The organism is Pseudoalteromonas sp. S8-8, from assembly GCF_000497875.1.
GTDB classification, from domain to species: domain Bacteria; phylum Pseudomonadota; class Gammaproteobacteria; order Enterobacterales; family Alteromonadaceae; genus Pseudoalteromonas; species Pseudoalteromonas arctica.
Genome location: NZ_AUTR01000070.1, coordinates 92,196 through 106,002, shown reverse-complemented (window position 1 = coordinate 106,002; position 13,807 = coordinate 92,196). Strand labels below are relative to the sequence as shown.

Annotated in this window: 16 protein-coding genes; 11 read left to right on the top strand and 5 right to left on the bottom strand. The window is 38.5% G+C overall.

Annotation, left to right across the window (positions count from 1 at the left end; translation table 11 throughout):
* Positions 1-110: 110 nt before the first annotated feature.
* Both L659_RS0121365 and L659_RS1000000123590 read right to left on the bottom strand, forming a co-directional pair.
* Positions 111-2,693: a TonB-dependent receptor plug domain-containing protein gene (locus L659_RS0121365; protein WP_010553992.1), complete on the bottom strand. Its 2,583-nt coding sequence runs from the start codon at positions 2,691-2,693 to the stop codon at positions 111-113.
* A gap of 316 nt (positions 2,694-3,009) precedes the next feature.
* Entirely contained in the window at positions 3,010-3,171 is a 162-nt protein-coding gene (locus L659_RS1000000123590; RefSeq protein ID WP_081709178.1) for an oxidoreductase-like domain-containing protein, read from the bottom strand.
* Positions 3,172-3,283: 112 nt separating this feature from the next.
* On the opposite strand from L659_RS1000000123590, the gene L659_RS0121360 reads away from it, so the two are divergent.
* Together L659_RS0121360 and L659_RS0121355 are read left to right on the top strand one after the other, a co-directional pair.
* The gene (locus L659_RS0121360; protein ID WP_007582356.1) at positions 3,284-3,706 is read left to right on the top strand and encodes a hypothetical protein; all 423 of its coding nucleotides are present in this window, start codon (positions 3,284-3,286) and stop codon (positions 3,704-3,706) included.
* 87 nt (positions 3,707-3,793) lie between these two features.
* The gene (locus tag L659_RS0121355; protein ID WP_010553989.1) at positions 3,794-5,158 is read left to right on the top strand and encodes a leucyl aminopeptidase family protein; all 1,365 of its coding nucleotides are present in this window, start codon (positions 3,794-3,796) and stop codon (positions 5,156-5,158) included.
* Positions 5,159-5,196: 38 nt separating this feature from the next.
* Here L659_RS0121355 and gloA2 read toward each other — a convergent pair whose 3' ends face one another.
* Both gloA2 and L659_RS0121345 read right to left on the bottom strand, forming a co-directional pair.
* Positions 5,197-5,583, bottom strand: coding sequence for an SMU1112c/YaeR family gloxylase I-like metalloprotein (gene gloA2 / locus L659_RS0121350; RefSeq protein WP_024591849.1), 387 nt, complete (start codon positions 5,581-5,583; stop codon positions 5,197-5,199).
* Positions 5,584-5,653: 70 nt separating this feature from the next.
* Positions 5,654-6,733 (bottom strand): ketoacyl-ACP synthase III, encoded by a 1,080-nt coding sequence (locus L659_RS0121345; RefSeq protein WP_024591848.1) that lies wholly within the window; start codon positions 6,731-6,733, stop codon positions 5,654-5,656.
* A gap of 153 nt (positions 6,734-6,886) precedes the next feature.
* On the opposite strand from L659_RS0121345, the gene L659_RS0121340 reads away from it, so the two are divergent.
* The 9 genes from L659_RS0121340 to L659_RS0121295 all read left to right on the top strand — a co-directional run bounded on the left by L659_RS0121340 (position 6,887) and on the right by L659_RS0121295 (position 13,233).
* Entirely contained in the window at positions 6,887-8,194 is a 1,308-nt protein-coding gene (locus L659_RS0121340; protein WP_024591847.1) for a metal-dependent hydrolase family protein, read from the top strand.
* 8 nt (positions 8,195-8,202) lie between these two features.
* Positions 8,203-8,607, top strand: a complete 405-nt coding sequence (locus L659_RS0121335) for a nuclear transport factor 2 family protein (protein WP_008171412.1) — start codon at positions 8,203-8,205, stop codon at positions 8,605-8,607.
* 61 nt (positions 8,608-8,668) lie between these two features.
* Positions 8,669-9,910 (top strand): sensor histidine kinase, encoded by a 1,242-nt coding sequence (locus tag L659_RS0121330; RefSeq protein WP_029769958.1) that lies wholly within the window; start codon positions 8,669-8,671, stop codon positions 9,908-9,910.
* On the top strand, positions 9,907-10,434 hold the full coding sequence (locus L659_RS0121325) for a response regulator transcription factor (protein ID WP_024591845.1): 528 nt from the start codon (positions 9,907-9,909) through the stop codon (positions 10,432-10,434). The genes L659_RS0121330 and L659_RS0121325 overlap by 4 nt, the downstream gene beginning before the upstream one ends.
* 27 nt (positions 10,435-10,461) lie before the next feature.
* The gene (locus L659_RS0121320) at positions 10,462-10,887 is read left to right on the top strand and encodes a thiol-disulfide oxidoreductase DCC family protein (RefSeq protein ID WP_024591844.1); all 426 of its coding nucleotides are present in this window, start codon (positions 10,462-10,464) and stop codon (positions 10,885-10,887) included.
* Between the two features lie 324 nt (positions 10,888-11,211).
* Complete coding sequence (locus L659_RS0121315) at positions 11,212-11,616, top strand: hypothetical protein (RefSeq protein WP_024591843.1); 405 nt, start codon at positions 11,212-11,214, stop codon at positions 11,614-11,616.
* A gap of 120 nt (positions 11,617-11,736) precedes the next feature.
* Positions 11,737-12,015: a peptidylprolyl isomerase gene (locus L659_RS0121310; protein WP_008171402.1), complete on the top strand. Its 279-nt coding sequence runs from the start codon at positions 11,737-11,739 to the stop codon at positions 12,013-12,015.
* A 154-nt stretch (positions 12,016-12,169) separates the two neighbouring features.
* Positions 12,170-12,676, top strand: coding sequence for a hypothetical protein (locus tag L659_RS0121305; protein ID WP_024591842.1), 507 nt, complete (start codon positions 12,170-12,172; stop codon positions 12,674-12,676).
* Between the two features lie 353 nt (positions 12,677-13,029).
* The gene (locus tag L659_RS0121295; RefSeq protein WP_024591841.1) at positions 13,030-13,233 is read left to right on the top strand and encodes a hypothetical protein; all 204 of its coding nucleotides are present in this window, start codon (positions 13,030-13,032) and stop codon (positions 13,231-13,233) included.
* A gap of 62 nt (positions 13,234-13,295) precedes the next feature.
* Here L659_RS0121295 and L659_RS0121290 read toward each other — a convergent pair whose 3' ends face one another.
* Positions 13,296-13,643: an energy transducer TonB gene (locus tag L659_RS0121290; protein ID WP_024591840.1), complete on the bottom strand. Its 348-nt coding sequence runs from the start codon at positions 13,641-13,643 to the stop codon at positions 13,296-13,298.
* Positions 13,644-13,807: the final 164 nt, after the last annotated feature.

Here is a 13,807-nt window from a genome sequence, read left to right as displayed (position 1 = left end):
GAACACTTATTCAATGCAATTGGTATTGTTCATTATTATTTTTATTAACTATAAAATTAAAAAGGCGAAATGTCTTTAACATTTCGCCTTTGGTTCTTCATGAAAATAGTTTAAAAAGTATATGTTGCTTTAGCGTAGTAAAAGCCACCGTTAATACCAAACGGAGATGTTTCGTAGAACTGACCACCCCAGTTGTTATTAGGGATACCCGTTGCATCTGCAAAATCAAGTTTTTCAGCATCTTGGTCGAATAAGTTTTGAGCGCCTACAGAGAAGCTAACTGATTCATTTAAGAAGTAAGTTACTTCAGCATCAATAGTGACTGCAGCATCTGCTGTTTTAGCTGTTGCATCATAATCAACGTGAACACCTTGGTATTCGCCGTAGTAGTTTGCACGAGCAAATGCAGAAACTGATTCCCATTGTTGAGACAATGTGAACGTTGCACGATGGTTAGGTAAATCTTCTTCTAAGCGTTTAACTTTAAACGCACCTGTAATTTCACTAAATTGAGTTACTTCAGTATCATTCCAGTTATAAGCAAGGCTAAATGTAGAGCTACCGCCCATTAGTTCAGCAGTATAGTTTGCAACTAAATCGATACCTTGAGTTGTTGTATCAAAGTCATTTGTAAAAAAGCTTACCTGAGCAAGACCTTGTACATTAGGAACTCCAGCTGCTGTAAGTGTATCTTTATCTGCTTGGCTTAAGTTGATTTTATCTGATTGGCTAATACGGTCATCTACTTGTATGTTGTAGTAATCAAGCGTTAAAAATAACTCGCCGATTGTGTATACAGCACCAAGTGTATAGCTTTGTGATTCTTCCGGCTCAAGCTCTGTACCACCTAATTGCACTGCAATAGGGTTTGTTGGTGGAAGAAGCGCTGAATCTTGTAATACACCGCTGTCTAAGCTTGTTTGTACGTTACTTACGTTAGCTTGACCAACTGTAGGTGCACGGAAACCGCTACTTACAGAACCACGAATATTTAAATCTTCAGTTAAATGGTATTGAGCCATTACTTTGTAGTTAGTTGTAGTACCAAAGCTGTCGTAGTCTTCAAAGCGAAGCGCTACGCCCATTAAGAAATCTTCAGTAAATGGTGCTTCAACATCAACATACGCTGCATAGTTACGACGAGAAAACTCACCTGCTTGTGATGGTTTAAAACCAGGGAAGCCGTTAGAGCCAATACCAAAACCTTGTGCTGTTAAAGGGCCTGCTGTGTAAGATTCTTCATCACCAGAAATGATAGTGAATGTTTCTTCATGCCATTCAAAACCACCGGCAATGTTTACATCATAAGCTAAACCAAAGTCGACACCCTTTGATAAATCAAAGTTAAAGTTTTTCTCTAGCTGTTCATATTTACCCGGACTGAAGTCACGTGGTGTATCTGCACCTAAAGAAGCATTAACCGTGTCATAGATGAAGTAACGTGATTCATTTAAACCCACAGTACCGCTTAAGTCATAGTAAGTATCTTTTAAGAAACCACCAGTGAATCGCCCTTTAGTACCAATAGTTAAAGAAGTATCAGTAATGTTGCCGCCAAAGTTAGGTGTAAAGCCACCTGGAAGCGTTTCGTTAAAGGCAAAACAATCTGGGTTGTTCGCTACACCATTTATATAAGCAGGATCATCTAATACGTTGCCATCTGTTATTGCAATAGTAGGACAGTTAGCGCTCATATCAGGTGTTAAATCTGCAACAAGTAGTGTTTCGCCACCATCATTTGAGTAAACGCCAGAACGTGTTTGCGGGTTACGGTAGTAAAAGCCACCACGTACATCACGTTCAGAGTAATTACCAAACATGTAAAATTCAGAATCGTTTGTTAGCTCTAAACCTACGTTACCAAAAATTGTAATATCGTCGTTTACTTCTGGTGCGCCCCATACTTGTGCAAGAGAAGATACATCAGGAACACCGGCAGCTGAAAGTGCTGCGGCATCGGCACGTTGAACTGAGCGGCTTGTTGCATCAGCTGTTTTATATTGAAAGCTTAAATTAGCAAAGCCATTGTCGGTAAACGGTAAACCCACGTTACCCGACACTTGTGTTGTATCGCCATCACCTTCATAAAATTGACCATGGCGGATTTCTAATTTACCACCTTCAGAAGCGTCTTTTAGTTGGAAGTTCATTACACCGGCGATTGCATCAGAACCATATTGTGCAGCTGCGCCATCACGAAGTACTTCTACTTGTTTAATAGCAATGCTTGGAATAACTGAAATATCTGCGCCTTGCGCGCCATCGTTAATACCACCGCCTAAAAATGCAATTACAGAAGCACGATGACGACGTTTGCCGTTTAAAAGAACCAATGTGCTGTCTGATGGTAAACCACGTAAGTTAGCTGGGCGAACAAGAGAGGCCGCATCACTAATAGGATTTTGATGTACGTTAAAAGATGGCACGGCACCTTTTAAAAGCTCAAGCATGTCGGTATTACCTGATCTTTCTAATTCTTCGCCGCCAATAATATCGATTGGAACTGGTGAGTCACCGATTGAACGTGGAGCTGAGCGCGTACCTACTACGGCAATTTTCTCTACGTTTTTATTTACTTTAGTTTGCTGTTGCTCGTCTGCTGCAATAGCAGAACCCGAAAAAAACAACCCTGCAGTGGTTGTAGCTAAAGCAAATTTGATTGCTTGGTTTAGCGCATTATTTTTTAATTTCATTCTAATTTTCCCCAGTTAGAATAATTCTTATTTTTGATGCTAATTTCACATCATTTATTTTTTACTTAATTTTTGTTTCACATAAGTTTGAGGTCTTACCTCAAAAGCCTAATCAATTAAGCTTACTTTTTGTGAAGTCCTATCTACAGACTATAGGTAAAAAACGAGGAGAGCAATTGTTAATTAACCGTTTGATAACAAAAAGGTTCAATTTAATAAAAAATGCAACAGTGGTGCAAAGTGAAGTGGAAATGAACTAAATAAGTGCAAATAGGGTTGTTAAGAGGAATTTTAATGCGTTGGAAATATTAAAATGTTATTTATTTGTTTCTTCCTTGTGTTTTTTAATGTTTTGTATGCAGCGCCAAGCCACTAATTTTTCTTTATATTCATCCCACACACAGGGGCAGCAACTGCCACCACCACAACATTCATCAGATTTTGGTTTTTCAGGTTTTTGCGGTAGTTGGTTTGTCATATTCAGTGTTGTTGTATGTATTTAATACTAATTTGGTGCAAAGGATAAGTTAAAGGATGTTGTAAGTAAATTATTCTTTGTGAACCCGTGCTGCTGTGTAAAAATAAAAGTTATGCGATTATATAAAGTTATTCACCGTGCACCTTGGCGGGTAGTTAAAATTAGTAAAAAACGCCAACAGCTGCGTTTTCGCCGTGCTATGGTGGCGCTTAAAATTGCACTTGCGCAAGAAAAACAAGAAACCAAAGAAATGCTCTCTATTTATAGGCGCTACACTCAAGGCCAAACAAGTAAAGAGGAGTTAAAACGCGCTAATGAACAGTTTGTTGATATTTTAAAAGGGTTAGGGCTCGGTGTGTTTGCAGTATTACCTTTTGCCCCGCTTACAATTCCTTTAGTTGTTAAATTAGGGAGTTTAGTGGGAGTTGATGTACTGCCAAGTTCGTTTAATATGAACAAATCTATTAAAGAACTTGATGCTAAAATAGATCAAGAAAATCAAAAGCAAGAATCCAAAAATAGCTTAAAAAAGTAGCTAAAATCCCTTCAAATTAGCGATACCTTTTAGGTGCGCTTATTGATATGCTCTTAAGTACCATTTTTATATTATATGAGCTTTTTAATGAGTGCATTACTACGTCATACATCTTCTGGTATTCCTTTATCTTTTATTCTTAAAAACGAATTATCTGACTGGCAAGCACAGCAGCCTGCATTTATACAAAATTGGTTAACTAATACAGGTTTCGAAAAGCAAGGTGTTGCTTTAATCCCTGATGCTAAAACGGGCGAGTTAAGCCAGGTATTTTGTTTAATGCAAAGTAGCGATGATTTTTGGGCTGCGGGTAATTTAGCAAATACACTTCCTACTGGTACTTATCAAATTCAAGGTGAGAGCGCTTTTGTAGAGCAAGTTGCTTTAGGGTTTGTGCTTGGTGGTTACGAATTTAGTGAATATAAAGAAAAACCAACAGCAAAAGCGCAATTAGCCATTAGCGATAAAGCGTTGTTTGAGCGTATTAGCCAACAAGCTGATGCCATTACACTTGCACGTGATTTAGTTAATACGCCAGCGGTAGACATGATGCCGCAACATTTATCGCAAGTAATGGAAGATTTAGCTGCAACTTACAATGGCGAATTTTCACAGTGGATTGGCGATGAGTTACTAGAGCAAAACTACCCGACTATTCACATGGTGGGTCGTGCAAGCGAAAATAAACCGCGTTTACTTGATTTAAAATGGGGTGCGACAGATGCTCCATTAATTACACTAGTAGGTAAGGGCGTATGTTTTGACTCAGGCGGACTTGATTTAAAACCAAGCTCTGGCATGCGTAACATGAAAAAAGACATGGGTGGCGCGGCGCACGTAATTGCACTAGCACAGCTTATTATGGCAGCTAACTTACCAATTAGATTACGAGTGCTTGTACCTGCTGTTGAAAATGCAGTATCGCGCAATGCATTTCGCCCTGGCGATGTTGTTAAAACACGCAAAGGCATTATGGTCGAAATTGATAATACAGACGCAGAAGGGCGCTTAGTATTGTGTGATGCATTAAGCGAAGCACAAAACGATAATCCTGAGCTAATTATTGATTTTGCTACCCTTACGGGTGCATGTCGTGTTGCGTTAGGCACGGAGCTTCCGGGCTTTTTCTCAACAGAGCGCGATGTAGCAAACGGTATTATTGATGCAGGTTTAAGTGTCCATGATCCTGTTTGGCAACTTCCGTTGTTTGAGCAATATAAAAGCTTACTAAAAAGTGATGTAGCCGATATGGCAAACTGCGCAAGTACACCGTTTGGTGGTGCTATTACTGCAGCGCTTTACTTAAAAGAATTTGTTGAACCAACAACACCGTGGGTACATTTTGATGTAATGGCGTGGAACTTACGTGCATTACCAGGTCGCCCAACGGGTGGTGAAGCATTAGGTATTCGTGCTGTATTTAACTACTTACAAAATCGTTTTAATAAATAAGTTTTTGATTCAATAGTAAGAACTTGAGCTTATGAGTTTTAAACCTCATAAAGCTCAAGTGGCAAGTTATCTGGATCGGCAAAAAAGGTAAACTTTTTGCCGGTTATTTCATCCACTCTAATATCCTCAACGTTTACTTCGCACGACTCTAAATACGTTTTTGCAATCTGTATATCCGCTACCTTAAAAGCTAAATGTCTTAAGCCTTGTGCTTCGGGATAGGTTGGTCTTGCGGGAGCTCCATCAAACGAAAATAGCTCTATTTGGCTACCATCTGGCATGGCTAAATCTAATTTATATGAATTACGATCAGCTCTAAAGTGCTCATTAATAACGTTAAGTTTAAGTACATTGCTATAAAAGTGTTTAGAACGTGCATAGTCACTACAAATAATCGCAGCGTGGTGAATACCTAAAAGTTTCAAATTTAATTCCTTAAAAAGCAAAAACGCACTTAAATAAGTGCGTTTTATATGTTGCTTACTACATGTTGTGTTAGCTTGGCTGCGCTTCTTTACATGCTTTAACGGCCGGTGCTACAAGTTCTAAACCGGTTTTATCACATGGCGGTAAAGCGGCATCGCTTACACTAATAGGCGTTACGCGTTCGCCCCATTTTATGTAACTTGCAGCCCAGGTAAGGCCTGCACCAAATGCAGCAGACATAATGTTTGAATGCGGTTTAATTAACCCTTGCTCAACGGCTTCACATAACGCAATAGCAATCGTAGCAGCAGAGGTATTACCATACTCACCAATGTTAACCATTACTTTTTCGTCAGGTACTTTTAAACGATGCTGAATAGCTTGAATAATACGTAAGTTAGCTTGGTGTGGAACGAGTACATTAATGTCATCAAGGCTCAAATCGGCTTGTTTAAGTACATCGTCGCACGCTTCGCTCATGCCTTTAACAGCACGTTTGAAAATTTCACGACCTTCAAATAATAAATCAGATGGTCCAATTGGCTCATATTTATTTAAATCACTACCAAAGTTAGTGATGTGTAAAATATCGCGGTCTTCACTGTCACAACCAGTTTTGGTTGCTAGTAAACCAGCTGGCGTATCTGTCGCTTCAAGTACTACTGCACCTGCGCCATCGCCAAATAAAACAGCGCTATCGCGACGTGCCCAGTTTACGTACCAGGTCATACGCTCAGCGGCAATGACCACTGCTTTTTTGATCATACCCGCTTGAATTTGTGCTGTAGCAGCTTGCAATGCATATAAAAAGCCCGAACATGCCGCGTTTGTATCCATTGCGGCAGCGCCTGTTGCACCAATGTTTTTTTGCACTTGTGAGGCGGTATTTGCCACAACAGTAGAAGGTGTACAGGTTGCTAATATTACTAAATCAATATCTTTAGGATCAACGCCTGCGCACGCAATAGCATGCTTAGCTGCAACGGTTGCCAGCTCGGCGGTACTTACATGGCTCACTCGGCGAGATTTAATGCCTGTACGCGAGGTTATCCACTCGTCGGTGGTATCAACTATTTCACTAATTTCATCGTTGCTAATGCTTGCTGGTGGAATGCATTTACCCCAACCAGTGATATGTGCGTAAGGCATAGTATGTTCTCTTAAGGTGGTCTGACATGTATTACTAATGGGTGAGTTATACCAAAAAACGGCTTTCAAGACTAGTTTATAGCATGCTTTGTGTCGTAAATATTCGCAATTACAGGTTATTTAAGGTAATGCTAGTACAAAAAAGGAGCAAGTATGAAAACAACACTAATAACAACATTCACTGCAATAACGCTGGCATTAATAGCAAATGGGGCTTTTGCTCAACAGCATAAAATTATTTATGCGGGCAGTTTACTTGCATCCGAGGATCAAAAAGTAAAAACAGAGCAAACGTTAGTCATAACAGATAATTCAATAACAGCCATTAAAAACGGCTACCTCACAAAAGCAGAACTTAACCTACCTGATGCCGATATTATAAATCTTAAAAATCAATTTGTAATGCCTGGTCTTATTGATATGCATGTTCACGTTACGTTTGAGCGAGATGCTAAAGCAAACCCTCACCGCTGGGCAACTGAATATGATGCCGATTATGCTTTGCGCTCAATTAAATATTTACAACGTACGCTCGATGCGGGTTTTACATCAGTGCGAGATTTAGGTAGCGATCACAAAGTAATATTTCCGCTAAAACGTGCTATTGAGCGAAATGATATTAACGGCCCTCGCATTTTTGCAGCGGGTAATACAATATCGCCTACCGGTGGACACGCAGATATGCACGGTTATCGAAAAGATATTACAGATGCGGTTACAGGCGGGATTGGTATATGTAATGGCGCGGATGATTGTAGCCGTGCGGTACGCGAGGTAATTAAAAGTGGCGCTGATGTAATTAAAATTACTGCCACGGGTGGAGTACTAAGTAATACCGCTGCTGGTGTTAACCAACAACTTACAGATGCAGAGCTGATTGCAATTGTTGATACTGCTCATCACTTGGGTCGTAAAGTTACAGCGCATGCACACGGTACACAAGGTATAAAAGCGGCCTTAAAAGCCGGTGTAGATTCTATTGAGCATGGCTCTTATTTAGATAAAGAGGCAATAAAGTTATTTAAAAAAACGGGGGCTTATTTAGTACCGACGCTTTTAGCGGGTGCAACGGTAAGTGAAGAGGTGCTTACAAATCCAAATATGCCACCGGCAATAGCCGACAAAGTGCGTGAAGTGACTCCAAAAATGCAGGCTTCGTTTAAACTTGCACTGAAAAACAAGGTTAATATAGCTTTTGGAACAGACTCTGGGGTGTCGCGTCATGGGCTCAATGCTAACGAATTTAGTTTAATGGTAAACAATGGTATGAGCGAAGCCCAAGCTATTAAATCAGCAACCATACATGCAGCTAAACTGCTGGGGCAAAGCGCACTCATTGGCGACTTGAGTGTTGGTAAACAAGCAGATATTATCAGTGTGAATGGCTCACCGCTTAAAAATATCGACGTACTTAAAAACGTGCAATTTGTTATGAAAGCCGGGCAAGTTTATAAACAATAGGGAAGGTTATGAGCAGCAAAATAAAAGTGTCGTTATTTAATCATTTAATTGACGCTGAGCGCCAGTTACTCGACCCAGAAGTTCGCCAATCTGAGCGCGCATTAGATGCTTTACTCGATGATGAATTTATCGAAATTGCTGCCAATGGCACTACATTTAATAAATACCAAGTACTAACTCGTTTACCTACCGAGGTTGTGCCACAGTTTTATAATCAGCATTTTAAGGGCCGAATGCTAAGCGATGATGTAGTGCAACTTAGTTATCAAGCTGCTTATAGGCGCTCTGCTCGCAGTGAATTTAATTATTCATTGCGTATGTCGCTTTGGCGTAAACAAGGCGAGCAATGGCAAATGGTGTTTCATCAAGGAACGCCTTGTGCGCCGTTTTCAATTTCGATGGATGATGATTAAAAATCATATAACCGTTAAAATAACCTTATTAAACATTTGATTGGGCAATAACCTCTTGTTAATGCGTACCGACCCCACCATTAGTCGATTATTAATGCTGCGAAGCGGCGCAATTGCGGTGCAATTAATTGCGGTGCTTAGCGTTTATTTTTTATTAGAACATCAAATTGCATTACTGCCTTTACTTATTGTTATTGCCGTTGAGGCTGTGTTTCAGCTTATTAGCCTGTTTGCCTATCGTAATGTAAGCCGTGCTAAACCTTTGGGTATGTTGATGCAGCTAACTGCCGACGTACTATTTTTAACGGTTTTGCTATCGCTAAGCGGTGGTGCAACTAATGCATTTGTATCACTGTTATTGCTCCCGATAATGATAGCTGCTGTTACGCTGCGAGAAAAAGGATTAGCTTATATTGCGGTATTAGCCATTGCCGCATACAGTTTGCTACTGATTAAGATGCCCGATCACAGTATGCATCAAATGAATATGAGTGGTCACTTTATTGGCATGTGGGTCAATTTTGTTTTAAGTGCCAGCGTAATCGCATTAGTGATTGGCGCAATGAGCAGGGCACTTAAAGAGCGAGAGCGAATTATTGCAAACGTGCGTGAAAAACAATTGCGTAATGAACAGCTTGTTACCCTTGATGGGGCCGCTGCACAAATCACCCATCAACTAGCGACCCCAATTGCAAACTTACAGTTCTTGTTTGAAGAGCTATTAGAAGAGCAACCAAACAATCCTATTATTAAGCACATGCAAGCGCCGCTTACTCAGTGCAGTACACAACTTAACGACTTTAGAAAGCTCTCGGAGCAGTTACGCCTTAAAAATTCACAAGAACATGTGACGGTAAAGCAACTGCAAACACAAATTACAGATACACTTTTACTGCAATACCCTTATCAACAAATTAAATGGATTACGCCACCTATTGCGGCAACGCTATTGAGTGATGCGATGTTATTGCCTGCTATTTTAAATTTATTGCAAAACGCCGCGCTCGCTAATCAAAAACAAGGTCAAGCTCAATTAGAGCTGAGTTGGCAGCAAGATAACTTACATAGTGAATACGTTTACTTGTTAATTCGCGATTTTGGCCCTGGCTTTTCATCATCGCAATTAGCAGAGCTGGGCGGGCAACTTATGCCAAGCGATCAAGGGATGGGGATTGCTGTGCTTTTATCAAATGTTACTTTTGAACGTTTAAATGGCTCACTTACCTTGTTTAACCATACCGATGGCGGCGCTGTTGCCAAAGTTAAACTCGCTATTATAAACACTGAGAATAACGCCTCATGAAGTTACTTATAATTGAAGACGACATAAATTTAGCCAGCACACTGGCAAGGCGTTTAACTAAACAGGGCTTTACCTGTGAGGTGGCGCATAATCAAAGTGATGCGTTACTTACCGCGCGTAAACTATTGCCCGACTTTTTTTTATTAGACATGAAACTAGGTGACGATAACGGACTTGCACTCATAAAGCCGCTGCGTAGTTTGCTCCCCCAAACTCATATTGTTTTACTAACTGGGTTTGCAAGTATAGCAACCGCAGTAGAGGCAATGCGTTTAGGCGCAAACGATTACCTTACTAAACCGGTTGATATGGCAACATTATTAAAAGCGCTTAACACCGAGCCTGTGGCATCGGCATCGAATGTTATTGATGATGCAGTTATGTCGCCGGAGCGCTTAGAGTGGGAGCATATTCAACAAGTACTGCACAGTAATAATGGCAATGTGTCGGTTACCGCGCGGCAACTTAATATGCATAGACGTACTTTGCAGCGCAAGTTACAAAAAAAGCCGGTGCAGCAGTAATTTAGTACTTAATTTAAGGAAAGTGTTATGAGCGATGATGCAGCTACACTAATGCAAAATCAAAAAATTATATTATTTGATGCGCAATGTAAGCTTTGCAGCGCGTGGTGTAACTTTATTATTGCTCACGACACTAATACCATTTTTAAATTATGCAGCGTGCAATCTCCAAAAGGAGAACTGTTGTTAACACATTTTGGTTTTTCAACAAGTGAATATGCCTCAATGGTTTACCTAGAAAACAGTAAAGCGTATACGCAAAGCCATGCTTTTTTTAATGTTGTTAAGCAGCTAGGTTACCCATATAAACTAGCAAACGTATTTAGTATTTTGCCAAATAGGTTTAATAATTGGTTATACGATAGGGTTGCTTTAAATAGGTATTCGTTATTTGGAAAATATCAGTATTGCAGAATTCCCAACCCAGAGGATGCTAAACATTATTTAACCTGAACGCAGGTAAAGAAATTTACTAATGTTTTGAATCATAGTGCTCCATTAGACAAATACTTTAAGCAGTGGAATAACCGCAATGATGCAATATAAGCTGCTTATGCATCGGTCAGCTGTTAGGGTTTTTTCTTCTTGCCTTTGGTTGATTACTGCTAATCTTGAGGTATTAATTTATACAAATTGATAGGTTATAAAATGGCTAGGCCTCTCAGGTTAGAGTGTACGGATGCGTTATAGGGCTATCCTCCCCGAAAATTAATAGAAGCCAAATGTATAATTTTTCTTATTGTAAACATAGGAGGAAAATATGAAAAATTTATATCTATGTCTAAATTGTTATTTTTAATAGTAGCTGTTTTTTCTGTAAAAGCATTTCCTTTACAGGAAAATATTGAATGTAAAAAAGTATCATGGGGTCAACTGTTTAAGAATCAAAGTGAGCTGATTGGAACTAAAGTGTGCTTAGTTGGATATTATGGACACCTTGATTTTTATGAAGATCGTGCAGCTTTAGAGAATATGTCAAAGCAATACTTAGTATTCCCATTTTACGGTGATGTAACGGAGGGGTTTGTTAAGCGTTGTAGCAATAGAATGCTTTTAGTGGAGGGCGTTATTTCCAGCCATGAAAAAAGTAAAGCACCACGAATAAGGAAAGTAACTAGGTTAAGCCCATTCTCAGACCCTGAATATAGCTGCTTAGATCAAATATCAGGTTTCGTGAATTAAAGTATACTATTGAGTGTTGCCAATTATTAGATTGGTTAGCTATAAGTAGATGCTAGGTTTAGGTGGCTGTGCTAAAATCGCCGCGTTTAATTTTAGCTAACGGTATAAAAGGCTTTTTTAATGGCAAACACAGCACATGCACTTCACATTTTGGTTAAGCACAAAGAAATTGCAGAAGATATTATTAAGCAATTGGGTAAAGGTGCAAAGTTTCAAACCTTAGCTAAAAAGTATTCGTCATGCCCATCGGGCAAAAAAGGCGGAGACTTAGGTGAATTTGGACGCGGCCAAATGGTTCCACAGTTCGATAAAATTGCGTTTAAAGGCGCAATTTTAGAGCCTCACCTAGTTAAAACAAAATTCGGCTGGCATGTTATTAAAGTGCTTTATCGTACTTAGTTTATCTAAACTGTTTAGCAATTGACGCGTCTTAGCAAGCGTCCTTCTCATCACCTATCCTAAATTTACACTTTGACGAACTAAGAATTAGGGTGGGTGTCATCTTAATTTATTCCAATATGGGCAGAATATGAAAAAATGGGAGGGGTAAGTCATGTTGATTTTTAGACTTTACATATTATTCAGTTTTTTTCTATTAGTGTCGTGTGGAGCGGATGAAAATTACGAAGCTATAAGTGAGAGTTTAATTTTAGAAAGTGAAAATATAGCTTCTAAAATAGTTTCTAATAATCATAAAGAATTAATTGCAATATTGAAATATTTAAAAGAAAACCCAAATGAATATATAGCAGGAAGCAACTTTCCTTTAGTCAGTAGTGATTTAAAAAAAATCGATGTGGAGCTATATGAGATCACTAAGATAGCAAGCGAAATTGGGGTTTTATCTGGAAAAAGAAACTCATATGGGATTTATGGTTTAGAGGTTATTAGAAAAGATACTAAAGACTTTAAGTTTACCTATGCTATAGCAAGCAAGAGTAAGGATAATATAGATAAAAATACCTTCACAAACACTTGTAACCCTATTTCTAAAGAGGGCCTATGCTTACATAAGAAAAGTGATAACTTTTATTTTATTTACAGCTTCAAGAAAAAGTAAATAAATAGAGTCAGGTCTTTTTGTTTTTAGGTGATGAGGTTTATTTTTAATAAGGATATTAAATAAAATGTTATTTAGAGTATTTATTAGTTTTTTATTTTCTGCCAATGCCAATGCCAATGCCAATGCCAATGCCAATGCCAATGCCAATGCCAATGCCAATGCCAATGCCAATGCTAAATAACACTTACACCTACCCCTATTTCTTAGGGAAAAATGGAAAGGAAAAAGATGAACTCTAAGTTTAAAAAGTAAATTTAGTAGCACAGTTTTGTTAGTCCAAATAACGTGACAGTCTATTTTAATTATTGAAGCAGCTATTAAACAACCAAGGATCTATACATGGTAATTAAATGATTGAAACAATTATTGGTTTTGTCCTTTTATTTTTATTCTTAATATCATTTTTAAGTGTGCTCGGCAATTTATTAGCTGCTTTAATGAATCCTATTGAAATGAAATTAATTGCCTTCAAAAGGTTGAGTATATCCTTGGCTATACTGATAGTTACATTTTTAGTCGCATATAAATTAGGTTATTTTATTGATAAGTATTAATAAATAAAGGAAATTATGAAGACACAAATGAATGTTCCCTTTTAGTCAAAATGAGTTAGTTATTATTTTGCTAAATTAAAATCTATAGTCATTTCTAAGTCTTCATCAACTACCGCAATACCATTAACTACTTTAGGTGCGTAACGCCATTTAGAAAGAGAGCGAATCGCTGCTTTATCAAAAATTTTCACAGGCTCAGCTTTAATCACTTTAATATTAATGGGCTTACCAGATGTATTTACATCAAAAGACATTGTCACACTACCTTCAATTTTTTCACGGACACTTTTAATTGGATACTCCGGAGGGCTGGGCATTATTAGCGTAGAGTTAGGGCTATCAGGTAGAGGTGTTGTCGAACATGCGGTTAAAAGAAACAGTGACGTCAATGTTGTAATTATATATTTCATTATAAATCCCTTTATAGGTATTGTTATCGATTTTTTAGATGTCGTTTCTATAATGACACCAAAAGAGATTCAAGGTAAATAATAAATTTGTATTTTTTTGCACTGATGAATATACAAGAAAGGCTGCAATGTGCAGCCTTTCTTAATTTTAAACTTTATTTGTG